The following is a 22,904-nucleotide window of genomic DNA, read 5'->3' as shown; positions in this document are numbered from 1 at the left end:
CCTCAACGCCGGCGGTACTCCGACCCCGACGTCGACCTCGACGCCGCCTCCGGGCGGCGGCGGCACCTGCACCGCGACCTACTCCGAGGGCCAGAAGTGGAGCGACCGCTTCAACGGCAACGTGACCGTCACCGGCAGCTCGAACTGGATCGTCACCGTCACGGTCACGCCGCCGCAGCGGGTGATCGCCACGTGGAACACGACCCCGACCTGGGACTCCTCGGGCAACGTCATGACGGCCCGCCCCAACGGCAACGGCAACGCCTTCGGGTTCACCATCCAGCACGGCGGTAACTGGACCTGGCCGCGCCTCACCTGCCGGGTCGCCTGACAGCACCACTCACTGACAGCACCGCTAGGCACCACGACGGCGGCGGCACCGCGAACCTGCGGCGCCGCCGCCGTCCTGTGCGTCCTAGGCTCGGTGCCTCCGCCGGAGCAGACGAGAGGCACCGATCCCGTGACGCAGGACCAGACCACCGACGCCACCCCGCCCGGCCGCCCGGCGACCGTTCCCGACGACGGCCTGACGACGCGAGAGCGCCGCAACCGGCCCGTCCTCGCCGTCCACACCGGGGAGATGAAGGGCAAGTCGACGGCCGCGTTCGGGATGGCGCTGCGCGGCTGGGCGCTCGGGATGCCGGTCGCGGTCTTCCAGTTCGTCAAGAGCGGCAAGTGGAAGGTCGGCGAGGAGGAGGCGTTCCGTGCCCTCGGAGCGGTGCACGACAGCACCGGTCAGGGGGCTCCCGTCGAGTGGTACTCGATGGGCGCGGGCTGGTCGTGGACCCGCAAGAAGGGCACCGAGGAGGACCACGCCGCGAACGCGCTCGAAGGCTGGCAGGAGATCAAGCGCCGGCTCGCCGCGGAGCAGCACGGCTTCTACGTGCTCGACGAGTTCACCTACCCGATGACCTGGGGCTGGGTCGACGTCGACGACGTCGTCGAGACCCTCGCGAACCGCCCCGGCTTCCAGCACGTCGTCGTCACCGGCCGGGACGCCGACCCGCGCCTCGTCGAGGTCGCCGACCTCGTCATGCAGACCCAGAAGATCAAGCACCCGATGGACGCCGGTCAGATGGGCCAGAAGGGGATCGAGTGGTGAGGGGCTGACGCTCCCGGCTCAGCCGCCGGTGCCGGTGCTGCCCTGCGGGGACATCGCGACGGCGTAGTCGGGAGTGTCGACGACCTCGCTCATCGAGGCCGGCTGGATCGACGCCCGGCCGATCTCGCGGCCGTTGGCGTCGAGCGCCACCGCGACGATACGGCGGTACGTGTCCGTCGGGGCGACGTCGGCCGGACCCGGGTCCAGGCAGGCGGACGGGATGTCGACGACGACCGTGCCGAGCCCGCTCGCGTCGACGTCCGCCGACCCGTAGCTGCGCCCGGGTCCGCACGGTGTGGTGCCGACGTCGCGCACCTCCATCCTGGCGGCGCCGGGGAGCGCGAGCCGGGCCCGTGCCCGCATCGTCGGATCCTCCGTGCCGCTCTGGCTGTACGAGACGTCGTCGACCCATGTGAACGGCGTCCGGACGGCGGCCCGGGCCGGCACGGGGCGGCCCGCGATGAGCGTCGTCAGGGTCGGGGTGCGGCCGACCCGGTCGTCGAAGGCGCCGGCGACCTGGAGGACCGCGCCGTCGTCGAGCCGGACGAGCCCCGCGACGACCTCGGCGGTGGAAGGTTGCTCGCGGCCGTGGAACACCGGTTCCACGCTCATCCGCCCGACCGGGACGACGCGCAGGATCTCGCCGAGGGCACCGCTCACCGTCGCCTCCGCCGGTGCGGTGCCGATGCCCCAGGTGCGGGCGGCCTCCCGGACGAACGCGGCCTCCTGCTCCGCGGTGTTCGGCGTCACGGCGGGCGCGACGACGCGCGCCCGGCCGCCGTCGAGCCGTACGAGCGGCACCTGGATCGGGTTCGCGGCGTCGAGCCGGCCCACGGCGACCCCGTCGGCGAGCGGCAGCGGCGACCAGGACCGGCGGACGGAGCCGTCCGTCCCGACGACCGGTCCGGACGACACCTCGACCGACGAGGTCGAGGCCCGGAGCGGGACGACGACCACGTAGCCGGGTCCGCCCGGACTGCCGACGCTGACCGCCACCTGGTCGACGGCCGTCCCGTCGGAGTACGAGCGGTCGAACGCCCGCTGCATGGTGAGGTCGGCGACCCGGCCCGTGGGGGACCAGAAGGTGACCACTCCCTCCGGCGACCCCTTCACGGTGGCCACGACCGCGGCGCCGGCGGGCAGCCGGCCGGCGAACACCACGTGACCGAGCACCGGGGCCGTCAGGTCCCCGGTCGGCTCGCCCGCGGCCGCTGCGGCTGCCGCGACAGCGGCGTAGCGCTCCCGCACGGCCTCCTGCGCCCGCGTCCTGTAGGCGTCGTCCTCCGCGAGGTCGCCCCGCGTCGGGACCTCGTCGGGCGCCCAGCGGCCGTCCGGCCCCGGGTCGGTCGCGACCTGCCCCTGGGTCGACCCGGTGAGCCACGGTGCCGCGACCGCCGTCCCGCCGAGGGTCACCGCGGCGACCGCGACGGCGGCGACGAGCACCTGGCGGCGCTCACGGGACCTGGCCCGGCGGGTCACGAGGGCGACCGGTGCGAGCGAGGGGTCGACCGACCCGGCGCGGCGGGCCAGGTGGTCGCGCAGCGCGCGCTCGACGTCGAGGTCGTCGAGGTCGGGGCTCATGACGTGCTCCTCGCGGTGTCGTCGGTCGCGCTGCCGAGGGTGCTGCCGGAGCCGTCGTGGCCGGCGTCCGCCAGGGCGGCCCGCAGCTGCTCGAGGCCGCGCGAGGTCTGGCTCTTCACGGTGCCGACCGCGCAGCCGAGCGCGTCGGCGACCTGGCGTTCGGAGAGGTCCTCGTAGAAGCGCAGGACGAGGGTGGCCCGCATCCGGGGCGGCAGCGTCGCGAGCGCCGCGGCGAGCACCTCGTCGGGGTCGGACGCCGTCCCGAAGCCGCCCGGTGGTGCGGCCCGGTCGGGCACCGCGTCGACGAGCACCTCCCGGTAAGCCCGCCGCCGCCACCAGGAGCGCTGGAGGTTGACCATCGCGACCCGGACGTACGCCTCGGGGGCGTCCTGCCGGCGGACCGACCGCCAGCGTCGGTGCGTGCGGACGAGCGCCTCCTGGGCGAGGTCCTCGGCCCGGGTGATGTCCCCGGTCAGCAGCACCGCCGTCCGGACCAGCCCGGGCCAGGCGCGCGCCACGAAGGCGCCGAAGTCCTCGTCGTGTCCCACACCCACCTGACCCCGCCGCGCCCCGAAAGGTTGAGACGCCGTCCGCCATCATTGCCGTGCCACCGGGCCGGGTGTCCGTAAGGTGTCCGCGTGCCGCTCACCGCCAAGTTCCCGACGTCCTGCGCGCTGTGCTCCTCGCCCGTGCCGGTCGGTGCCCCGATCGTGAAGTCCGGCGGGCGCTGGGTGCACGAGGCCTGCGCCGCGGGGGAGCAGTCGTCGCTCGACCTCGGGGCGGGTGCGGCACCGGTGCAGCGCGCGTCGTCCGGTACGAAGGCGCGGACGTCGTCCCGGCCCCGGCCGGACGCCCGCGAGATGACCGCGGCCGAGGGCGCGCTCGAGGTCTGGACCGACGGCGCGTGCTCGGGCAACCCCGGCCCGGGCGGCTGGGCCTGGGCGACGAAGGACGGCCGGCAGGGCAGCGGCGGCGAGCCCGCGACGACGAACCAGCGGATGGAGATCCAGGCCGCGCTCGAGGCGGTGCGCACGCTCGCCGGTGACGGTCCGCTCGTCGTCGTCAGCGACTCGACCTACGTCGTCAACTGCTTCCGCGACGCATGGTGGAAGGGCTGGCTCGCCCGGGGCTGGGTGAACAGCGCGAAGAAGCCCGTCGCGAACCGGGACCTCTGGGAGCCGCTCATCGCCGAGGTCCGGGACCGCCCCGACATCACGTTCCGCTGGGTCAAGGGGCACTCGGGCGACGCGATGAACGACCTCGTCGACAAGCTCGCCGTCGAGGCCGCCGCCGACGTCCGGCGGGGCTGACGCCGTCCGGCCCTGGTCGGGTCGCCGTCCGGCGGGTCAGACCCGGCGGCCGATGAACGACAGCAGTGCGGTCTTCGGGTCGGCGTCGTCCGGCACCGGCACCCGCGGCCCGTAGTGCCCGCTGCTGCGGAGCACCTCGTCCATCGGGAGCATCCCGGCGAGCATGCCCGCGCACCGGTCCGGGTCGAGCCGCTCGTCCTGGCCCGTGGCGCGGGCGAGGTCCCAGGTGTGGAGGAAGACGTCGCTCGTGTAGACCATGGCGACGGCCTGCGCGACGGACATCTCGCCGAGGTGCGGGTTCTTCACGACGAGGTCGGCCGTCGCCGGGTCGTCGAGGAGCGCCTGGACGCCGTCGCTGTGCACGACCCAGGCGGCGACCGGGTCCTCGTCGACGGACGGCCCGGCCGGCAGCGAGACGCCGGCCCCGGACCGCAGGAACGCCGGGAACCACTCGACGAGGTGCCGGACGACGTCCCGCGCGACCCAGCCCTCGCACGGCGCCGGGTCGTCCCAGCGGGCGGGGTCGGTGCCGCGCACGGTCGCCGTGAACCGGGCCGCGATCGCGCGGTGGTCGTCGGCAGGGGTGTCGTTCACGATGGGCTCCTCGTCGGTCGGGCGGGTGTCGCACGGTAGACCGGCGGGACGCCCGTCGCTCACCGCTCTGCCGGCCGCCCCGTGATGTCCCGCTGCCGTTCGAGGCCGTCGAGGATGAGGTCGAGGACGAAGCGGAACTCGTCGGGCCGCTCGCCGGGGGTGCGGCCGGGGTCCCGGTGGTAGCGGATGTGGTCGGCCATGAGCGGGTGCGCGGCGGCGTCCAGCTCGCGGTCGACCCGCGCGTACATCGCGTCGGTGGACCCGTCGTCGGCCTCGTAGGCGAGCTGCTGCGCCGTGAAGCCCCCGATGTGCAGCGTGATCGCGTGGTACGCGAGGTCGCGCAGGTGTCCGTCGAACCCGCCGGAAGCGAGCAGCGCCAGCGTCGTCTCCATGATCTGCCAGCGGTTCGGGCCCGGGAAGTGGTCGGTCGAGGCCGGACCGGCCCAGCGGTGCCGCAGCAGGTTCGCGTGCTGGGCGACGGCGAGGGCGCGGGTGCCGTCCCGCCAGCCGACCGCCCCCGGGTCGGGCAGCTCGACCTCGGCGGCGACGAGGTCGAGCATCCCTTCGAGCAGGTCCTGCTTGCCCCGCACGTGGTTGTAGAGCGACATCACCTCGAAGCCGAGGTGGGCGGCGAGCCGCCGCATGCTCAGGCCGGCGAGGCCCTGGGTGTCGGCGAGCTCCACGCCGGCGGCCAGGATCCGGGCCCGGCTGAGCGGCGTCCGCCCGCCCTCGGGGACCGGCGCCGTCGTCATGCGCACAGCGTAGGCCCGATCTTGTGCTACGTACGGTGTACGTATACGCTCGCGACCATGACAGACGTACACCGTATGTACGACCCGGGGCCGGTCCCGCCGGCCGGCGTCCCGGCGACGATGCGCGCCGTCGTCCAGGACCGCTACGGCCCGCCCGAGCACCTGCAGGTGCGCGAGGTCCCGACCCCGGCGCCCGGGACCGGCGAGGTGCTCCTGCGGGTCTCGGCAGCCGCCCTCAACCCGTACGACTGGCACCTCACGACGGGCCGGCCGTACTTCATGCGGCTGCTGTTCGGCCTGCGCAGGCCGGCCCGGGCGGTGCGAGGTGCGGACGTCGCCGGCCGGGTCGTCGCGGTGGGCGAGGGCGTCGTCGGGCTCGCGGTCGGTGACCGGGTCGCCGGGATGGCGTCGGGCAGCTTCGCCGAGTACGCCGTCGCCGACGCGACGAGCGTCGCCGTCCTGCCCGACCGGATCCCCGACGACGAGGCGGCCGCGATCCCGCTCGCGGGGACGACCGCCCTCCAGGCCCTGCGCGACCACGGTGCGCTCGTCGCCGGCCGGCACGTGCTCGTCGTCGGCGCCGCCGGCGGTGTCGGCGGGTACGCGGTGCAGCTCGCCGTCGCCATGGGGGCCGTCGTCACCGGTGTGTGCAGCACCGGAAACGTCGACCTCGTGCGCTCGTGGGGGGCGACCGAGGTCGTCGACCGCACGGTGACCGACTGGGCCGACGGGCCGCGCCACGACCTCGTCGTCGACACCGTCGGCACCCGCCCGCTCGCCGTCTGCCGGCGCGCCGTGCGGCCCGGTGGCGGCTACGTCATGATCGGCGGCCCGAAGGCGAACCCCTGGATCGACCCGCTCGGCCGGGTCGTCGCCGGGCACCTGCGGTTCGCGGGCCGGCCGGAACGGTTCGTCCAGTTCACCGCGACCCGGTCGGCCGACGACCTGCGGGTGCTGTGGGAGCACGCGGCCGCCGGGCGGCTGCGCCCGTTCGTCGGACGGCGGATCGGCCTCGACGACGTCCCCGCCGCCGTCGCCGCCGTCGGTGCGGGGCACACCCGGGGCAAGGTCGTCGTCGACGTCGCCGGGGGTGCGTGACCCCGGCGGTGCGTGACCTCAGCCGAGGCGCGAGGCTGCGGCGTACTGGTCGAGGAAGGCGGTGAGCGCCGCGAGGACGGCGTCGACGTTCTTGCGGTTGCGCCCCCAGTCGACGAGGCCGAACGCCAGGGCCGACGTGACCCGCAGCTGGGTCGGGGCCGTGGGCGCCGCCTGGCCGAGCTGCATCGTCACGTTCTCGCCCCACGAGAACATCGACATCGAGCGGACGCCGAAGACCGTCCCGCGGGCCGGGTCGACGGTGTTGACCGTGATGCCGGCCGTCGGCGCCGAGCGGGCGATCGCGTCGAGCACGACCGGGTACGGGTAGGGCAGCTCCACGTCGCGGGTGTGCTGCGTCGCCATGTCGTCCCCTTCGCGCCCCGGGCGGCCGGGCGGCCGCCGGAGTCGATCACCCTACTGCGGGCCGTCGTCCGGGCCCGCGGGTCCCGCGCCCGCGTCGTCCGACTGCGCCCACGCGAGGTAGGCCTCCTCGGCGACCGGCAGCGTCGCGAAGAGCATGTCGGCGCCGATGAGCTCGTCGAGCCCCGCCCGGCCGAGCGGGATGAGCAGGTCGTTCTTGACCCGGGCCAGGCCGAGGCGGACGCCGCGCGCGGCGAGGTCGGCGTGCAGGTCGCGCAGGCCGTCCGCGGCGGTGATGTCGATCTCGACGTTCGCCTCGACGTTGAGCACGAACCAGCGCACGGGGTGCTCCGGGTCGGCGGCGTCCTCCTGGTCGACGACCCGCAGCGCGCGCCGCCGCAGGTCCGCGACGTTCGCGAAGAAGAGCGGGGCGTCGTACCGGTACACGACGAGCCCGGGCAGGGTCTGGGCGTCCGGGTAGTCGTCGACGTCGTGCATCCCGGCCAGGCCGGGCACCCGGCCCAGCACGCCCTCGTGCGGCCGGGCGAGCCGGCTGGCCATCTCGAGCAGGCTCAGCGCGATGGCGACGGCGACGCCGGTGAGGATGCCGAAGACGACCGTGCCGACGAGCGAGGCGAGCGCGAGGGCGAGCTCCGTCGAGCGGAACCGGGCGAGCCGCACGAACTCCCGCCACGACACGAGCCGGCTCGCCGCGTAGAGCACGACCGCGCCGAGCGCGGCCGCCGGCAGCCCGGACAGCAGCGGCCCGGCGGCGAAGAGGACGACGACGACCACGAGCGCGCCGACGAGCGAGTAGGCCTGGGTGCGGGCGCCGGCGGCGATCGCGAGCGCCGTCCGGGAGCCGGACGACGAGACGGGGAAGCCGCCGACGAGGCCGGCCGCCGCGTGCACGCCGGCGAGCGCGAGGAGCTCCTGCTGCGGGTCGGTCTCCGGGCGCGGGGCGCCGTCGTCGCCCGCCGGGGCGGGGAAGCCGCGGGCGATGAGCGTGTTGTCGCCGTACGCGACGACGGCCACGGCGAGCCCCGCGATCGCGAGCGTCTGCAGGTCGGCCGTGCCGATCGCCGGGAGCTGCGGGCGCGGCAGCCCGGACGGCACCGACCCGACGACGCGGACCCCGGCGTCCGAGAGGTGCGCGACGACGCTCACGAGGGTCGCGGCGGCGACGGCCACGAGCGGCCCGGGCCAGGTCGGCCGCAGCCACTGGACGCCCAGGAGCAGCGCGAGGGTGCCCGCGCAGACGAGCACGGTCGGCCAGTGCGTGTCGCCGACGACCCGCAGGAACGACCCGACCTGGGCGACGATGCTCTCGCCGTCGACCTCGGTGCGGGTGATCCGCCCGAGCTGGCCGACGACCATGAGGACGGCGCCGCCGGCGAGGTAGCCGACGAGCAGCGGCTGCGAGAGCAGGTCCGCGACGACGCCGAGCCGGGCGACCCGGGCGACGAGGCACCACGCCGCGACGACGAGGCACAGGCCCGAGCTGAGCGCGGCGGCCCGGGCGGCGTCGCCGTGGGCGAGCGGCGCGACGGTCGCGGCGGCCATGAGCGCGACCGTCGACTCCGGGCCCGCCGACAGCACGCGTGACGAGCCGAGCAGCGCGTAGACGACCGCGGCCGCGAGCGCCGTCCACAGCCCGGCGACGGGCTGGACGCCGACGATCGCCGCGTACGCCATGACCTGCGGCACGAGGTAGGCCGCGACGGCGAGCCCGGCGAAGACGTCGGCCCGCAGCCAGCGCCGCCGGTAGCCGCGCAGGACGGCCACGCCCGGGGCGAGCGCGGCGAGCCGCTGCTCGGTGCTGAGCGGGGGGTCCTCGTCGAGCTCGTGGTCGATCGCGGGGCGACGCGACAGGCGGGCCATCCCCGGACGGTAGCGACCTGCGGCGTCCCGCGGGAGCGACCGAGGGCCCCGGCGTCGTGCCGGGGCCCTCGGTGGAGCTGCAGGTCAGTCGCTGGTCGGTCGCAGGTCAGCTGCGGTCGGTCGACCTCTCCGTCGAGGTCTCGTCGATGAGCACCTCGTGGCCGGGGGTGTCGTCGACGGGCTGCTCGGTCACCGTCTCGGCGACGGGCTCGACCACCGGCTCGGCGGCGGGCTCAGCGACCGGCTCGGCGACCGGCTCGGCGACCGGCTCGGCGATGGGCTCGGCGATGGGCTCGGCCGTAGGGACGGGAGCGACCGTCGCCGGCGCCTCCGGCTTCGCCGGCACCCCGACGCCGTTCTCGGACGCCCCGGTGCGGGTCGCGCTGTGCGGGACGCCGGTCGGCACGTGCTCCCACTCGGGCTCGCGGCCCCGGGAGCGCTTGAACGCCGCGGCCCCGGCGGCTGCCGCGGCGGCGACCGCGGCGATGACGAGGATCCTGGTCCGGCGTGCGGCGGCGCGGCGGCGTGCGGTCGGGGTGCTCCGCGCGATCGCGAGGGCGGCCTCCTCGACCCGGCCGCTCACCCGGTCCCCGGCGAGCTCGGCGGCGTTCGCGGCCTTCGCGGCGGCGGCCTCCCGGGCGGCGAGCCCGGCGGCCGCGGCGGCACCGACGGCCTCGACGATGCGCGGGAGGAGGTCCTCGACGATCCGGTCCCGGGCGGCGTCCACCGCCGGGACGACCCGGTCCGCCGCGGCCTCGACGCGCGGCTGCGCCGCCTGCAGGCCCTTCTCGAGCCGGGCGGAGCCGAGCTCGACGGCGTGCGCCGCCTGCTCGCGCGCGGTCACTTTCGCGTGGGCCGCCTGCTCGCGTGCCACCTGGACGGCGTGCTCGACGACCGGGACCAGCCGGTCGCGCAGGTCGGCCGCCTGGGCCGACGCCTCGACGCGGTTCTTGCTGAACACGGTGTGCTCCCCTCGGACGGTCCGTTCGGACGGTCCCCTCGGACGGTCTGAGAGCCATCCTCTCCCGCTGCGCGGATGTCGCCAGTGCTGCTGGTCCTGCTGCCGGTCCCTGCTGCCGGTCCCTGCTGCCGGTGATGGGACGGCGTGACAGACTGGCGGGCGATCAGACGGCGCCGTCGCCGCAACCCGACGGCGCGAATCCCGCCCGGGCTCCGACTCCGGGCCGACCGAAAGGCCGCGAGACGTGAGCGAGCAGCTCCCCTCGACCCTGCATGCGACGCTCCACACGAACCGGGGCGACATCAAGCTGGTCCTGTTCCCGAACCACGCCCCCAAGACGGTGGCCAACTTCGTCGAGCTCGCGGAGGGCACGCGCGAGTGGCGCGACCCGAAGACGGGCCAGCCGACGCACAGCAAGTTCTACGACGGCCTCGGCTTCCACCGGGTCATCGCCGGCTTCATGATCCAGGGCGGGTGCCCCCTCGGCACCGGCACCGGCGGCCCGGGCTACGACTTCGACGACGAGATCCACCCGGAGCTCCAGTTCAGCAAGCCCTACCTGCTCGCGATGGCGAACGCCGGCAAGCGGATGGGCAAGGGCACCAACGGGTCCCAGTTCTTCGTCACCGTGGGCCCGACGCCGCACCTCAACACGAAGCACACGATCTTCGGCGAGGTGGCCGACGGCCCGAGCCGTGCCGTCGTCGACGCGATCGCGAACACCCAGGTCGACCGGTCGGACAAGCCGACCGAGCCCGTCGTCATCAACTCGGTGACGATCGAGCGCGGCTGACCAGCACCCCAGCACGACCTTCGACGCGTACGACGCGGCGGCGTCCGGTGAACGGATGCCGCCGCGTCGTCGTTGAGCGGTGGTACCCCTCGACCCGACCGTGACACCCGACGTCGACACCCGGCATCGACACCGACCCTCACCCGACGGAGCAGGACGACGATGAGCGCAGTCCCCGGCGACGCCCCGCAGGCGGGTCAGGACGCCGTGCCGGTGTGCCCCCGGCACCCCCGCCGCGAGGCCTACGTGCGCTGCCAGCGCTGCGAGCGACCGGTCTGCCCGGAGTGCCAGCGGCCGGCGGCCGTCGGCATCCAGTGCGTCGACTGCGTCAAGGAGGGCGCGAAGACCGTCCGCGGCGCCCGGACCGTGCTCGGCGGCCGCGCCGGGCAGGAGCGTCCGATCGTCACGCAGACGATCATCGGGATCTGCGCCTTCCTCTTCGTGCTGCAGTGGGTGAGCGGCGACCTCGTCACCGAGCAGCTGTCGTTCTGGGCCCCGGCGGCGCTCAGCGAGCCGTGGCGGTTCGTCACCGGCGGGTTCCTGCACTCGACGTCGTTCCTGCTCCACATCCTGTTCAACATGTACATCCTGTGGATGATCGGGCCGTACCTGGAGAACATCCTCGGCCGGCTCCGGTTCACCGCCCTGTACCTGCTCAGCGCGATCGGCGGGAACGTCGGCTACTTCCTCATGGTGCAGCCGCGGGTGGGCAGCGGATCGTCGTGGCTCGTCCCGACCGTCGGGGCCTCGGGTGCGGTGTTCGGCCTGTTCGCGGCCATGTTCGTCATCAACCGCCGGCTCGGCCGGGACAGCAGCGGTGTCGTCGCGATCGTCGTCCTCAACCTCGTCCTGGGGTTCCTGCCGCTGCTCGGGATCAACCTCTTCGGGGTGGGGATCGCGTGGCAGGCACACCTCGGGGGCCTCGCCACGGGCGCGCTCGTCGCGTTCGCGCTGGTCAGCACGCCCCGGGAGCGGCAGAAGGTGCTGCACCCGGTCGCGTTCGCAGGCGTCCTCCTGCTGCTCGTGGCGCTCGTCCTCGTCAAGGCCGCGTCGGTGCCCGCGGGGCTGCTCGTCTGAGCCCGTCCGGCTGATCGTCCTCCCCGTCGTCCACAGGGCGCGGATCCCCCCGGGGTCCGCGCCCCGTGCTTTGAGCGGGGCGGGCGGCCGGGTTGTCCACAGGCTTGCTCACAGGTGTGGAATTACACGCCTGTGATTCTCCACAGGGTTTCTCCACAGTGTGGGTAACTCCGCGGCCGGTCAAAACGCCGACGGCGCCCGCCTCCCGGAGGAGGGGACGCCGTGCGTGCAACTGGTCGGGCGGACGCCGGGCGTCAGCGCCAGCGGGTCGTCATCCCGAAGCCGGTGAGCAGGATGCCGAAGCCGATGCCGAGGTTCCAGTAGCCGATGTCGGGCACCGGGTACTGCGTCTCGGTGATGTAGAAGACGACGATCCACACGAGCCCCAGCACGAGCAGGCTGACCATCGTCGGGACGAAGAACCGCCCGTTGACCTTCGGCCCGCTCGACTTGGGCGTCGGCGGGGTGAACGCGGACTTCTTCCGCAGCCTCGACTCGGGCATGTCCGGTTCCTCCAGGTGTCGTCTCGGCCGCCGGGGCCGCGCCGTGCCGGGCGTTCCCGCACCGGCACCTCTCGTCTAGCGTAATGGCCAGAACGGTCGGACGAGGCGGGGCGGGCGGATGGACACGGCAGACGGGGCGGACGGCGCGCGACCGGCGGAGCCCGCCGGCGAGCGTTCGCGCCCGCCGCGGCGCCGCAACCACGTCGCGCGGCGGGGGTTCAACCCGTGGACGATCGGTGTCGTCATCACCGCGCTGCTCGCCGGCGGCCTCTTCGCGCTGAGCGCCCAGGCCTCCGCCGGCACCTCGCTGCGGACCGACCGGGCCGACCAGGCCGCGCTCCTGCGGCGCGCGGCGGCGAACAACGAGGCGACCCGGCAGCGGCTCAACGCCCTGCAGGACGCCAACAAGCGGGCCGGCGCGCAGTTCGCCCGGGCCGACTCGTCGCTCGCGGCGGTGCTCGCCGCCGGCGACGCCCTCGCTCCGCAGGGCGGGTTCGCCCCGGTCACCGGCACGACGCTCGAGGTCGTCCTCGACGACGCGCCCCGCGGCCAGCCGGTCCCCGCGGACATCCCGCCGGACTACCTCGTCGTCCACCAGCAGGACGTCCAGGCCGTCGTCAACGCGCTGTGGCGCGGCGGCGCCGAGGCGATGATGCTCATGGACCAGCGCGTCATCTCGACGAGCGCCGTGCGCTGCGTCGGCAACACCCTGATCCTCCAGGGCCGGGTGTACTCCCCGCCCTACCGGATCCGGGCCATCGGCGACTACGCGCGGATGCAGTCGGCGCTCGACTCATCGCCCGAGGTCTCGGTCTACAAGCAGTTCGTCAACCTCGTGCAGCTCGGGTACGACGTCAAGCAGGTCGGCGCCCAGACCTTCCCCGCGTTCGACGGCGACGCGGACCTGCGGTACGCGACCCCGCTGCCGGCCGAGCCGACCACGACGTCGGGCGCGGCGACGTCCTCGTCCACCGGCACCGGCAGCGGGACGGCGTCCGGCACCTCGTCCGGCGGCTGACGGCGGGCCGGCGGCGGAGGGACGGGCAGGAAACCGGGCGGACGGCGTCCCGCGCGCCGTGGGACGATCGGGGCATGCCGAGCGCCTCGCCCACCCGGATCCTCGTCGTCGACAACTACGACAGCTTCGTCTGGACGATCGTCGGCTACCTCGCCCAGCTCGGCGCCGAGTGCGACGTCCGGCGCAACGACGCCGTGACGGTCGAGGACGCCGCCGGCTTCGACGGGGTGCTCCTGTCGCCCGGGCCGGGCACGCCGTCCGAGGCCGGGGTCTGCCCCGACATGGTGCGGCACTGCGCGGACGTCGCGCAGCCGATGCTCGGGGTGTGCCTCGGCCACCAGGCGCTCGGCGAGGTCTTCGGCGGCACCGTGACGCACGCGCCCGAGCTCATGCACGGCAAGGTGAGCCTCGTCCACCACGAGGGCCGCGGGGTCCTCGAGGGGCTGCCGAGCCCGTTCACCGCCACCCGGTACCACTCGCTCGCCGTCGTCGCCGACACCGTGCCGGACGTGCTCGAGGTCACCGGTCGCACCGACAGCGGCGTCGTCATGGGCCTGCAGCACCGCGACCTGCCGCTCTACGGCGTCCAGTTCCACCCCGAGTCCGTGCTCACCGAGGGCGGCCACCGGCTCCTCGCGAACTGGCTCGCGGTGTGCGGGGACGACGCCGCGGTCGGGCGCTCGGAAGGGCTCGCGCCGCTCGTGCGCCGCTGACCCGGCCCTCCGCCCGCGACGCGCAACGGCCCCCGGTCCAGGACCGGGGGCCGTTCCACGTGCTGACCGATTTCGGCGCTACGCCGTCGAGTCGCTCGGTGACGGGCTCGGCGTCGTCGGGCTCGGTGACGGGCTCGGCGTCGTCGGCGTCGGGGTCGGGGTCGGCTGGGCCTTCGCGACGACGATCGTCACGCTCGAGCCCTGGTCGACCTTGGTGTCCTTCGGCGTCTGCGAGATCACCGTCCCGGCCGGCTTGTCGGACGCCTCCTCCGTCGAGTCGACGGAGAGCCCGAGCGCCTGGAGCGCCTTCCGGGCGTCGCTGAACTTCTTGCCCGTGAAGTCCGGGACCGTGACCTGGCCGGTCGAGATGACGAGGTTGACGACGTCGCCCGGAGCGGCTTCGGAGCCGGCCTTCGGGTCGCTGCTGATGACGTCGTCCTTGCTGACGTCCGGGCTGTCCTCGAAGGTGATGTCGCCGACCTTGAGGCCAGCCCCCTCGATCGCCTCCCGGGCCCTGGACTGGGTGAACCCGGCCACGTCCGGCACCGGGACGACGTCCGGCCCGGCCGAGACCGTCAGCGTCACCGAGGCGCCCTTGTCGACCTGGGCGCCGGCCGCCGGGGTGGTCTTGATGACGAGGCCCTTCTCGACGGTGTCGCTCGCAGCGGTCTCGACGACCGGGACCAGGCCGGCGTCCTTGACCTGCTGCTCGGCGTCCGCCTGGGCGACGTTGACGACGTCCGGCATCGGGATCCGGACGACGTCCGGGGTGTCGTTGCCGATCGACTTCGCGACGAAGAACGCGATGAGCCCGAAGACGAGGAGCACGGCGACGAAGAGCAGCGCGTACCCGGCCTTGCGGCCGCCGCCCGAGCCCTCGTCGTCGTCCCACTGGCCGTCCGGGTCGTTGACCGGCAGCCCGGGCTGGAGCACCCCGGGGGCACCGGGGAGCAGCCCGCCGCCGGGCTGCGCGGTGCCCACGGAGGTCATCGCGCGGGTGCCGGCCTGCGGCATGAACTCGGTCGCGGCCGCGGCCGCAGCGGCGGCGGCCGCCGCGCTGCCGGCGCCGGCGTACGCCTGCACGGGGCGCCCGGCGCGGGCGCTGTCGAGGTCCGCGCGGAACAGGGCGGCGCTCTGGTAGCGGCTCTCGCGGTCCTTCTCGAGGGAGTGCAGGACGATCCGGTCGACGTTCTCCGGGATGGCCGGGTTGTAGACGCTCGGCGGCTGCGGCAGCTCGCGCACGTGCTGGTACGCCACGGCGACGGGGGAGTCGGCGACGAACGGGGGCCGCGCGGTGAGCAGCTCGTAGAGCAGGCAGCCCGCCGAGTACAGGTCGCTGCGGGCGTCGACGGTCTCGCCGCGGGCCTGCTCGGGCGACAGGTACTGCGCGGTGCCGATGACGGCCTGGGTCTGGGTCATCGTCGCCGAGGAGTCGGCGAGGGCCCGGGCGATGCCGAAGTCCATGACCTTGACGTCGCCGCGGGGGGTGAGCATGACGTTCGCCGGCTTGATGTCCCGGTGGACGATCCCCGCCTTGTGGCTGTACTCGAGCGCCGCGAGGACGCCCGCGGTGATCTCCATCGCCAGGCCGACCTCGAGCGGCTGCCCGCCGCGGAGCATGTCCCGCAGGGTCCGGCCCTCGATGTACTCCATGACGATGTACGGCAGCGGGACCACGCCGCCGCCGGACTCGGTGACGACCTCCTCGCCGGTGTCGTACACCGACACGATCGCCGGGTGGTTCAGCGACGCGGCCGACTGCGCCTCGCGCCGGAACCGGGCCTGGAACGTGGCGTCCCGGGCGAGGTCGGTGCGCAGCAGCTTGATGGCGACGGTCCTGCCGAGGCGGGTGTCACGGCCGAGGTGGACCTCGGCCATGCCGCCGCGGCCCAGCAGGTCGCCGACCTCGTAACGGTTGCCCAGTACGCGGGGGCTGGTGTTCACCGGTTCTGTCCCTGTCTCGCGTCGGTCACGGTCTGCTCCTGTGGCGGCCCCCCGGCTGGCCCTGTCCTGGTCACCGGGTGGCCCCGCCGTCCGGACCGGGCAGGCCCAGGGGGTCGACGACGGGCCCGACGGGCGGCGGGCTGCTCGTCGCCGTCCCGGTGTCGGTGGGCGAGGTCGGCGAGGTCGTCGGCGGGGTCGTGGGGGGTGTCGTCTTCGTGGGGGGCTTGGTCGACGTCGCGGTGGCGCTCGGTGGCTTCGTCGTGCTCGGCGACGCGGTCGTCGTGACCGAGCGCGTGGTCGGGCGGGTCGACGAGCTCGTCTTCTTGGGGGTCTTCGTCGGGCCGGCGCTCGTCGACACGTCGGCGCTGGGGGTCGGCGACCCGGGCTCGCTCACGCTCGGAGTGACGCTCGGCGTCGTGACCGGCACGACCCCTCCGGGGTCCTTGCCGCCCCCGAAGAGGATCGCCGCCATGACGACGAGCCCGATGACGACCGCAGCGATGAGCACGAGCAGCGCGATCATCGCGGGCGTCAGCGCGAACGGCAGCACCCGCCGGTCCCGGCCGCGGTGCGACCCGCCCGTCCGGGACAGGCCGAGCGACGGGGTGGCCGGGGTCGCCGGGCCGTTCCCGTAGCCGTCGGTCGCCAGGCCGGCGGCCGGCCGCGGGTAGCCGTCGGAGCCGTACGACATCGTCTGCTCGCCCTGGCCGGCGGCGTAGCCGTAGCCGTTCGCGTCGTAGCCGTTGCCGCTGTAGCCGCCGCCGTAGCCGTTGCCCGCGTAACCGGCGGCCGGGTAGCCGTTGGAGCCGTTCGCCCCGGGGTAGCCGTAGCCGTCGGCGCCGGTGTACCCGGCACCGCCCTGGTCGTAGCCGGTCGGGCCNCGGCAGCCGCCGCGGACCCGGCGACGGCGGCCCCGGCGGCCAGCCCGGCCGCGCGCTGGCCGGCGTCCCGCAGGTCGATCTCGCGCCGGATGGACTCCGTGCGGGCGGCCGCCTCCGAGGCCGGGCGCTGCGGCCGGCGCCGGCGGCGCAGCACGAGCTCGCACTCGTGGGCGAACTCGGCCGCCGACTGGGTGCGGTTGTCCGGGTCCTTCTCCATCGCGAGGTCGACGAGCTCGCGGACGTCCTGCGGGAGGGTGTCCGGCAGCGGCGGCGGCGGTTCGGCGAGGTGCGCGGTGGCGACGGCGACCTGGTTGTCGCCCTCGAACGGACGGCGCCCCGCGAGGCACTCGTACATGACGACGCCGAGCGCGTAGACGTCGGACAGCGGCGTCGCCTCACGGCCGCGGGCGAGCTCGGGGGCGAGGTAGTGCGCCGTCCCCATGACCTGCCCGGTCATCGTCAGCGGCTCGTGGTCGCGCGGCCGGGCGATGCCGAAGTCGGTGACCTTGAGGGTGCCGTCCGGGGTGACGAGCAGGTTCGCCGGCTTCACGTCCCGGTGGACGACGCCCCGCTCGTGGGCGGCGTGCAGCGCCCGCGCGCTCTGGGCGACGATGTCGAGGGTCGCGTCGACGCCGAGGGCGCCGCGGCTGAGCATGGTCGACAGCGGCTCGCCGGGGACGAGCTCCATGACGAGGTACGCGACGTCGTCGTCGGTGAGCGCGCCCTGGCCGGGCGTGTTCGGGCCGCCCCGGACGTCGGAGTCCGCGGGCACGACCGGGCCCTCGCCGTAGTCGTAGACGGCGGCGATGCCGGGGTGCGACAGCGCGCCCGCCGTCCGCGCCTCGGCGCGGAACCGGCGGCGGAAGTTGTCGTCGTAGGCGAGCTCGGGGCGCAGGATCTTCACCGCGACCTTGCGGCCGAGCACCTCGTCGAGGGCGCGCCAGACCTCCCCCATGCCTCCGAAGGCGATGCGGTCCTGCAGGCGGTACCGCCCACCGAGCCTCATGTTCCCGAACGAACGCTTCATCGGTTCAGCACCGCCTCGATCACCTGCTTGGCGATCGGGGCAGCGACTCTGCCGCCCGATGCCGCATCCCCCAACGCCCCGCCGTCCTCGACGACGACCGCGATTGCCACCTTCGGGTCGTCGGCCGGCGCGAACGCGGTGAACCACGCGTTCGGCGGCCGGCCTTCGCCCTGCTGCGCGGTCCCCGTCTTGCCGGCGACCCGCACCCCCGGGATCTGTGCGCGCTTGCCCGTGCCGTCGTCGACGACCGCGACCATCATCCGCGTGAGGTCGGCGGCCACCTGGCCGGAGACGGCGTCCGAGAAGCGCTCCGGCTGCGGACGCTGGATCACGTCCACGCCGTTCGCCGACAGCACGTCCTTGACGAGCTGCGGCCGCATGACGACGCCGCCGTTGGCGACGCCCGCGCTGACCATCGCGATCTGCAGCGGGCTCACCCGGACGTCGAACTGGCCGATCGCCGACTGCGCGGTCTGCGGCGGGTTCGGGTCCGCGGGGAAGGTGCTCGGCGTCACCGTGAGCGGCACGTCGAGCGCCTTGCCGAAGCCGAACTTCTCGGCCTGCGCGCGGATCGCGTCGTCCCCGATCTCGAGGCCGATCGAGCCGAACGCCGTGTTGCACGAGATCCGCAGCGCGTCGAGCAGGCTCACCTTGTTGTTCGGCCCGCAGGCGCCCGCGAAGTCGTTGGGCAGCGACGCCGAGGTCTGCGGCAGGTCGAGCGAGGCCGGGCCGTCGACGAGCGTGTCCGGCGTGTAGCCGCCCTCGAGCGCCGCGGCCGCGGTGACGATCTTGAAGACCGAACCGGGCGGGTACAGCCGGCCGGCGATCGCGCGGTTGTCGAGCGGCCGGTCGGGGTCGTCGAGCAGCCCGTTCCAGGCCTTCGTCACCTTGGCGACGTCGTGGCCGGCGAGCGCGTTCGGGTCGTAGCCGGGCTTGCTCACCATCGCGAGGATCGCGCCGGTCTTCGGGTCGAGCGCGACGACGGCGCCCTTCTGGTTGCCGAGGGCGTCCCAGGCGGCCTTCTGCACCTTGGGGTCGATCGTCAGCTCGACGGAGGCGCCCTGCGGCTCGCGACCGGTGAACAGGTCGGACAGGCGCCGGTAGAAGAGCTGGTCCGCCGTCCCGTTGAGGAGGTCGTTGGTCGCGCCCTCCATCCCGGTCGGCTTGTAGACGATCGAGTAGAACCCGGTGACGGCGCTGTACATCTGCGCGGAGGTGTACTTGCGCTGGTACGTGTACGGGTCGTCGACCTCGACGGACTGCGCGATCGGGCGGCCGTCGACGAGGATCGGCCCGCGGTCGCGGCCGAACTCCTTGAACTGCGTGCGGCGGTTGTCGGTGCGCGCGTTGAGCTCGGGCGCGGAGACGAACTGGACGTACGTCGCGCTGAGCAGCAGCGACGCGAAGAGCAGCGCGACGACGACCGCGAGCCGACGCAGGGGCGCGTTCACCCGGTCACCTCCGCGGGGGCGGGCCGGCGCGCGGCGTCCGAGATCCGCAGCAGGATCGCGACGACGATCCAGTTCGACAGCAGCGACGAGCCGCCGTACGCGAGGAACGGCATGACGAGCCCGGTCAGCGGGATGACCCGGGTGACGCCGCCCGCGACGACGAAGCACTGGAGCGCGATCGTGAACGACAGGCCGGCCGCGAGCAGCTTGCCGAAGCCGTCCCGGGCGCCGATCGCCGTCCGCAGGCCGCGCTCGACGAGGATCAGGTAGAGCAGCAGCAGCGCGAAGATCCCGGTGAGGCCGAGCTCCTCGCCGATCGCGGTGAAGATGAAGTCGCTCTCGGCGAACGGGATGATGTCGGGGCGGCCCTCGCCGAGGCCGGTGCCGAGCAGCCCGCCGCTCGCCATCCCGTAGAGCCCCTGCACCACCTGGAAGGCGTTCTCGAAGGTGCCCGGCTCGAACGGGTGCAGCCAGATGTCGACGCGGCGCTGCACGTGGCTGAAGATCCGCCACGCGAGGACGGCGCCTGCGACGAACAGGCTCATGCCGATGACGATCCAGCTCGTCCGCTCGGTCGCGACGTAGAGCACGGCGACGAAGAGGCCGAAGAAGAGCAGCGACGTCCCGAGGTCGCGCTCGAAGACGAGGACGCCGAGGCTCAGCGCCCACGCGACGAGGATCGGGCCGAGGTCGCGCGCCCGCGGCAGCTGGAGCCCGAGGAAGCGCCGCCCGACGAGGGCGAGCGAGTCGCGCGCGGTGACGAGGTACCCGGCGAAGAACAGCGCGAGGAGGATCTTCGCGATCTCGCCCGGCTGGAACGACAGCGGGCCGAGGCCGATCCAGATCCGGGCGCCGCGGATGTTGCGCCCGATGAAGGGCAGCAGCGGCAGGAGCAGCAGCGCGAAACCGAGGACCGCGGCGGTCCACGTGTACCGGGCGAGGATCCGGTGGTCGCGCACCAGCACGAGCACGGCGACCGCGGCGCCGACGCCGATCGCCGTCCACAGCAGCTGCCGGGTCGCGAGGCTGGTCTCCTCCGCGAGGTCGAGCCGGTGGATGACGACGAGGCCGAGGCCGTTGATCGCCGTCGTGATCGGCAGGATCACCGGGTCCGCGTAGGGCGCGACGACCCGCAGGACGGCGTGCACGCCGAGCACGAGGACGGCGAGCCCGCCGCCGACCCACATCCAGTTGGCCTGCACCCGGCCCTCGGCCGCGATGCCGACGAGCACGTAGGCGCCGATGGCGATGCCGAGGGACACGATGAGCAGGACGAGCTCGACGTTGCGCCGCGGCCGGGTCTCGACCGCCGTGACGACAGCCATCACCCCACCCCCCGGCCGGCCCCGGGGGCCAGGAGGGGTGCGGGGGCGGTGGCGCCCGGCACGCGGCGGTCGGTCATGACGTGGCGGCCCCGCAGTCCGACCCGAGCGGGGCGTCGTCGGTGGGCGCCGCGGAGGCGCTCGGCAGCGTCACGGGGTCGGTCTCGGTGAGCGAGGGCGTCGGCGCCGCCGAGGTGGCCGACGCACCCGCCTTCTTCGTCGGGGACGCCGCAGGCGCGGTGGCCGTCGAGCTCGCGGTCGGGGTGGCGCTCGGGGAGAGGGTCACGGACGGCGAGGCGGTCGGGGACGGCGTCGCCGCGGCGGCGCGCGAGGCCCGGCACGCCGCGGCCCGGGCCGACAGGGTGTCGACGATCTTCCAGGCCTGGCTCTCGGTGTCCGCGACGATCCCCGACTGGACGCGCCGCCGGTCGAACTCGGGCAGGTCGGCGACCTGGATGTCGGACGCGGTGCCGGAGACGTGCGACAGCTTCACCGGGCCGACGTCCTCGGGCAGGCCCTGGAAGACCGCGACGACCCCGGCGCTCTGCCCGACGAAGTACTGGTTCTGCACCCAGCGCCAGGCGGTGTACCCGCCGGCGACGACCACCGCGAGGACGACGAGCACGCCGACGAGCCGCAGCGCGCGCCGCGGCGCCTTCTCCGGCCCGTCGAGGAGCTGGACCTCGTCGCGCATCGCGGCGAGCGGGATCGGCTGGGTGTCACCGCTCGCGACGCTCATCGGCACCGGGGCGGTGAGCGCGGCCGCCCGCTCGGCGGCGGACGGCGCCCCGACCGTGGCCCGGGCGCGCTGGTTGAGCGTGGCCGCGCCGACGACGGCGGGGTTCGTCACGGGCGGTTCGGTCGAGGCGTCGACGACGTCCGCGACGATGCACGTGACGTTGTCGGGCGCCCCGGCGCGCAGCGCGAGCTGGACGAGCGCCTCGCACGTCGTCGCCGGGTCGGCGCCCGCGGCGAGGGTGTCGTGCAGGGTGTCGTGGCTGACGACGCCCGACAGCCCGTCGGAGCAGAGCAGGTACCGGTCGCCCGGGCGGCCCTCGCGCATCGACAGGTCGGGCTCGACGTCGTCGATGACGTCGCTGAGCACCCGCATGAGGACCGAGCGCTGCGGGTGCTGCTCGGCCTCCTCGAGCGTGAGCCGGCCCTCGTCGACGAGGGTCTGGACGAACGTGTGGTCCTTCGTGATCTGGATGAGGTCGCCGTCGCGCAGCACGTAGGCGCGCGAGTCGCCGATGTGCGCCAGGGCGAGCTTGCCGCCGGTCCGCAGCAGGGCCGTGACCGTCGTCCCCATGCCCGTGAGCTGCGGCTCCTCGTCGACCCGGCTGAGCAGCTCGCGGTGGGCCGCGAAGACGGCCTGCTTGAGATGCTCCAGCGCGTCGTCCGCGCCGTGCGACTCGCCGTCCAGGGGCGCCAGCTCGCCGATCGCGAGGGACGACGCGACGTCACCGCCCGCATGACCGCCCATCCCGTCCGCGACGACGAGGAGGTGCGGCCCCGCGTAGGCCGAGTCCTGGTTGTTCTGACGGACCAGACCGACGTCGGAGCGGGCCGCATAGCGCAGCGCGATCGCCAACCCGGCTACCTCCGCAACTCGAGGACCGTACGGCCGACACGCACCGGGGTGCCGATGTCGACCGGGGTCGGGGACTCGACCTTGGAGCGGCCGAGGTAGGTACCGTTCGTGGAGCCCAGGTCCTCGACGAGCCACGTGCCCGCGTCGAGGAACAGTCGTGCGTGCCGGTTGGACGAGTAGTCGTCCTCGAGCACGAGCGTGCACTCGGGGGCGCGGCCGATGAGGATCGCGGCCTGCCCCAGGGCCAGCGAGGTGCCCTTGAGGGACCCCTCGGTGACGACGAGCGTGCGTGGTGTCTTGCGGTCCTCGGTGTCCCGGCCGCGGGGCGGCGCGGGTGCCGGGATCCCCCGACCCGGTGTGCCCGGGGCGGGCCTGCGGGTGACCCTGGTCCCGAAGAGGTCGCTGCGCAGGACGCCCACGACCGACAGGACCAGGATCCACAGCAGTGCCAGGTACCCCAGACGCAGCAGGGTAAGGGTGAGCTCGCTCATCGGTGGGCGGTCACCACTGCCCCGAGTGGTAGGTGATGCGCGTGCGACCCACCGTGATGACGCTGCCGTCGGCGAGCGTGCCCGCGTGGACCCGCTCCCCGTCGACGAACGTGCCGTTCGTGGACCCCAGGTCGATGACCCGGGCCTTGCCGTCGACGACGTGCACCTCGGAGTGCCGGCGCGAGACGCCCGGGTCGTCGAGCACGATGTCGACGTCCATCGCCCGGCCGATGACGGTGACGGCCCGGTCGATCCGGTGCGGTCGGCCGTCGACGTCGAGCGTGCCGAGCGAGGTCGGCGGCGTCGCCCAGGACGGCGAGTAGCCGGCGGGCTGCTGGGCGGCGGGCTGGGCGGGCTGCTGCGCGGGCTGCTGGTCCCAGCCGGACGGCGCGGCAGGGGCCGGGTAGGACGGCGCGGGGTACGACGGCGCCGGGTAGGCGGGCGCCGTCGTACC

At 74.4% G+C, this 22,904-nt stretch carries 22 protein-coding genes and 1 pseudogene; 8 read left to right on the top strand and 15 right to left on the bottom strand.

Translation table 11 applies throughout. From position 1 onward, the window contains the following. Together ECOMGDLI_RS10575 and cobO are read left to right on the top strand one after the other, a co-directional pair. Positions 1–331: pseudogene (locus ECOMGDLI_RS10575) on the top strand (1,4-beta-xylanase); the annotation flags it as partial. A gap of 129 nt (positions 332–460) precedes the next feature. Then, entirely contained in the window at positions 461–1,102 is a 642-nt protein-coding gene (gene cobO / locus ECOMGDLI_RS10570) for a cob(I)yrinic acid a,c-diamide adenosyltransferase (protein ID WP_088316801.1), read from the top strand. Positions 1,103–1,120: 18 nt separating this feature from the next. Here cobO and ECOMGDLI_RS34570 read toward each other — a convergent pair whose 3' ends face one another. Together ECOMGDLI_RS34570 and ECOMGDLI_RS10560 are read right to left on the bottom strand one after the other, a co-directional pair. Then, entirely contained in the window at positions 1,121–2,683 is a 1,563-nt protein-coding gene (locus tag ECOMGDLI_RS34570) for a hypothetical protein (RefSeq protein ID WP_088316800.1), read from the bottom strand. Continuing rightward, positions 2,680–3,231, bottom strand: a complete 552-nt coding sequence (locus tag ECOMGDLI_RS10560) for a SigE family RNA polymerase sigma factor (protein WP_088316799.1) — start codon at positions 3,229–3,231, stop codon at positions 2,680–2,682. The genes ECOMGDLI_RS34570 and ECOMGDLI_RS10560 overlap by 4 nt, the downstream gene beginning before the upstream one ends. A 90-nt stretch (positions 3,232–3,321) precedes the next feature. Between ECOMGDLI_RS10560 and ECOMGDLI_RS10555 the strand changes: the two genes are divergently transcribed. Further along, on the top strand, positions 3,322–3,993 hold the full coding sequence (locus tag ECOMGDLI_RS10555; RefSeq protein ID WP_198954750.1) for a ribonuclease H: 672 nt from the start codon (positions 3,322–3,324) through the stop codon (positions 3,991–3,993). Positions 3,994–4,029: 36 nt separating this feature from the next. Here the strand turns inward: ECOMGDLI_RS10555 and ECOMGDLI_RS10550 are convergent, their stop codons facing one another. Both ECOMGDLI_RS10550 and ECOMGDLI_RS10545 read right to left on the bottom strand, forming a co-directional pair. Further along, positions 4,030–4,587, bottom strand: a complete 558-nt coding sequence (locus ECOMGDLI_RS10550) for a TIGR03086 family metal-binding protein (protein ID WP_198954749.1) — start codon at positions 4,585–4,587, stop codon at positions 4,030–4,032. A 59-nt stretch (positions 4,588–4,646) separates the two neighbouring features. Further along, on the bottom strand, positions 4,647–5,339 hold the full coding sequence (locus ECOMGDLI_RS10545) for a TetR/AcrR family transcriptional regulator (protein ID WP_088316797.1): 693 nt from the start codon (positions 5,337–5,339) through the stop codon (positions 4,647–4,649). Positions 5,340–5,396: 57 nt separating this feature from the next. Here ECOMGDLI_RS10545 and ECOMGDLI_RS10540 point away from each other — a divergent pair, with 57 nt between their 5' ends. Further along, entirely contained in the window at positions 5,397–6,437 is a 1,041-nt protein-coding gene (locus tag ECOMGDLI_RS10540; protein WP_198954748.1) for an NAD(P)-dependent alcohol dehydrogenase, read from the top strand. An 18-nt stretch (positions 6,438–6,455) separates the two neighbouring features. Here ECOMGDLI_RS10540 and ECOMGDLI_RS10535 read toward each other — a convergent pair whose 3' ends face one another. From ECOMGDLI_RS10535 to ECOMGDLI_RS10525, 3 genes are all read right to left on the bottom strand, one after another. Beyond that, complete coding sequence (locus tag ECOMGDLI_RS10535) at positions 6,456–6,800, bottom strand: hypothetical protein (RefSeq protein ID WP_088316796.1); 345 nt, start codon at positions 6,798–6,800, stop codon at positions 6,456–6,458. Between the two features lie 51 nt (positions 6,801–6,851). Continuing rightward, positions 6,852–8,678, bottom strand: coding sequence for a SulP family inorganic anion transporter (locus ECOMGDLI_RS10530; protein ID WP_088316795.1), 1,827 nt, complete (start codon positions 8,676–8,678; stop codon positions 6,852–6,854). A gap of 106 nt (positions 8,679–8,784) precedes the next feature. Further along, a complete protein-coding gene (locus tag ECOMGDLI_RS10525) occupies positions 8,785–9,639 on the bottom strand; it encodes a hypothetical protein (protein WP_088316794.1) in 855 nt (284 codons plus the stop codon). A gap of 244 nt (positions 9,640–9,883) precedes the next feature. On the opposite strand from ECOMGDLI_RS10525, the gene ECOMGDLI_RS10520 reads away from it, so the two are divergent. After that, positions 9,884–10,432 (top strand): peptidylprolyl isomerase, encoded by a 549-nt coding sequence (locus tag ECOMGDLI_RS10520; RefSeq protein WP_233153397.1) that lies wholly within the window; start codon positions 9,884–9,886, stop codon positions 10,430–10,432. A gap of 162 nt (positions 10,433–10,594) precedes the next feature. Further along, positions 10,595–11,509: a rhomboid family intramembrane serine protease gene (locus ECOMGDLI_RS10515; RefSeq protein ID WP_088316793.1), complete on the top strand. Its 915-nt coding sequence runs from the start codon at positions 10,595–10,597 to the stop codon at positions 11,507–11,509. Between the two features lie 254 nt (positions 11,510–11,763). On the opposite strand, the gene ECOMGDLI_RS10510 is transcribed toward ECOMGDLI_RS10515, so the two are convergent. Then, positions 11,764–12,012, bottom strand: coding sequence for a cell division protein CrgA (locus ECOMGDLI_RS10510; protein WP_088316792.1), 249 nt, complete (start codon positions 12,010–12,012; stop codon positions 11,764–11,766). A 118-nt stretch (positions 12,013–12,130) separates the two neighbouring features. On the opposite strand from ECOMGDLI_RS10510, the gene ECOMGDLI_RS10505 reads away from it, so the two are divergent. Then, positions 12,131–13,030, top strand: coding sequence for a DUF881 domain-containing protein (locus ECOMGDLI_RS10505; RefSeq protein ID WP_088316791.1), 900 nt, complete (start codon positions 12,131–12,133; stop codon positions 13,028–13,030). Between the two features lie 74 nt (positions 13,031–13,104). Further along, positions 13,105–13,743: an aminodeoxychorismate/anthranilate synthase component II gene (locus tag ECOMGDLI_RS10500; protein WP_088316790.1), complete on the top strand. Its 639-nt coding sequence runs from the start codon at positions 13,105–13,107 to the stop codon at positions 13,741–13,743. A 78-nt stretch (positions 13,744–13,821) separates the two neighbouring features. Here the strand turns inward: ECOMGDLI_RS10500 and pknB are convergent, their stop codons facing one another. The 7 genes from pknB to ECOMGDLI_RS10460 form a co-directional block, all read right to left on the bottom strand. Beyond that, positions 13,822–15,687, bottom strand: a complete 1,866-nt coding sequence (gene pknB, locus ECOMGDLI_RS10495) for a Stk1 family PASTA domain-containing Ser/Thr kinase (protein WP_088316789.1) — start codon at positions 15,685–15,687, stop codon at positions 13,822–13,824. Between the two features lie 881 nt (positions 15,688–16,568). Next, a partial coding sequence (locus tag ECOMGDLI_RS36775; RefSeq protein WP_369812736.1) for a serine/threonine-protein kinase occupies positions 16,569–17,574 on the bottom strand: 1,006 nt, incomplete at its 3' end. Positions 17,575–17,591: 17 nt separating this feature from the next. Then, positions 17,592–19,046 carry a penicillin-binding protein 2 gene (locus ECOMGDLI_RS10480; protein ID WP_088316787.1) on the bottom strand — a complete coding sequence of 485 codons (1,455 nt, stop codon included), beginning with the start codon at positions 19,044–19,046 and terminating at the stop codon, positions 17,592–17,594. Beyond that, positions 19,043–20,371 carry an FtsW/RodA/SpoVE family cell cycle protein gene (locus tag ECOMGDLI_RS10475; protein ID WP_088316786.1) on the bottom strand — a complete coding sequence of 443 codons (1,329 nt, stop codon included), beginning with the start codon at positions 20,369–20,371 and terminating at the stop codon, positions 19,043–19,045. Before ECOMGDLI_RS10475 ends, ECOMGDLI_RS10480 begins: the two co-directional genes overlap by 4 nt. 73 nt (positions 20,372–20,444) lie before the next feature. Continuing rightward, a complete protein-coding gene (locus ECOMGDLI_RS10470) occupies positions 20,445–21,959 on the bottom strand; it encodes a PP2C family serine/threonine-protein phosphatase (protein WP_088316785.1) in 1,515 nt (504 codons plus the stop codon). Between the two features lie 5 nt (positions 21,960–21,964). After that, positions 21,965–22,450 (bottom strand): FHA domain-containing protein, encoded by a 486-nt coding sequence (locus tag ECOMGDLI_RS10465; RefSeq protein WP_088316784.1) that lies wholly within the window; start codon positions 22,448–22,450, stop codon positions 21,965–21,967. 10 nt (positions 22,451–22,460) lie between these two features. Beyond that, positions 22,461–22,904 (bottom strand): FHA domain-containing protein (locus ECOMGDLI_RS10460; RefSeq protein WP_143447635.1); only part of this gene is annotated, 444 nt, incomplete at its 5' end.

Origin of the sequence: Kineosporia sp. R_H_3 (assembly GCF_002198675.1) — a bacterium.
Classification (GTDB): domain Bacteria; phylum Actinomycetota; class Actinomycetes; order Actinomycetales; family Kineosporiaceae; genus R-H-3.
Note: the sequence above shows the minus strand (reverse complement) of the source record. Positions and strands in the feature narration are given on the sequence as shown.

Bases quoted from the DNA above. Each gene is read 5' to 3' on its own strand.
- ECOMGDLI_RS10540 (WP_198954748.1), top strand. From the start codon at position 5,397: ATGACAGACGTACACCGTATGTACGACCCGGGGCCGGTCCCGCCGGCC.
- ECOMGDLI_RS10545 (WP_088316797.1), bottom strand. From the start codon at position 5,339: ATGACGACGGCGCCGGTCCCCGAGGGCGGGCGGACGCCGCTCAGCCGG.
- ECOMGDLI_RS10505 (WP_088316791.1), top strand. From the start codon at position 12,131: ATGGACACGGCAGACGGGGCGGACGGCGCGCGACCGGCGGAGCCCGCC.
- ECOMGDLI_RS10475 (WP_088316786.1), bottom strand. From the start codon at position 20,371: ATGGCTGTCGTCACGGCGGTCGAGACCCGGCCGCGGCGCAACGTCGAG.
- ECOMGDLI_RS10530 (WP_088316795.1), bottom strand. From the start codon at position 8,678: ATGGCCCGCCTGTCGCGTCGCCCCGCGATCGACCACGAGCTCGACGAG.
- ECOMGDLI_RS34570 (WP_088316800.1), bottom strand. From the start codon at position 2,683: ATGAGCCCCGACCTCGACGACCTCGACGTCGAGCGCGCGCTGCGCGAC.
- ECOMGDLI_RS10535 (WP_088316796.1), bottom strand. From the start codon at position 6,800: ATGGCGACGCAGCACACCCGCGACGTGGAGCTGCCCTACCCGTACCCG.
- ECOMGDLI_RS10465 (WP_088316784.1), bottom strand. From the start codon at position 22,450: ATGAGCGAGCTCACCCTTACCCTGCTGCGTCTGGGGTACCTGGCACTG.
- ECOMGDLI_RS10500 (WP_088316790.1), top strand. From the start codon at position 13,105: ATGCCGAGCGCCTCGCCCACCCGGATCCTCGTCGTCGACAACTACGAC.
- ECOMGDLI_RS10510 (WP_088316792.1), bottom strand. From the start codon at position 12,012: ATGCCCGAGTCGAGGCTGCGGAAGAAGTCCGCGTTCACCCCGCCGACG.
- ECOMGDLI_RS10515 (WP_088316793.1), top strand. From the start codon at position 10,595: ATGAGCGCAGTCCCCGGCGACGCCCCGCAGGCGGGTCAGGACGCCGTG.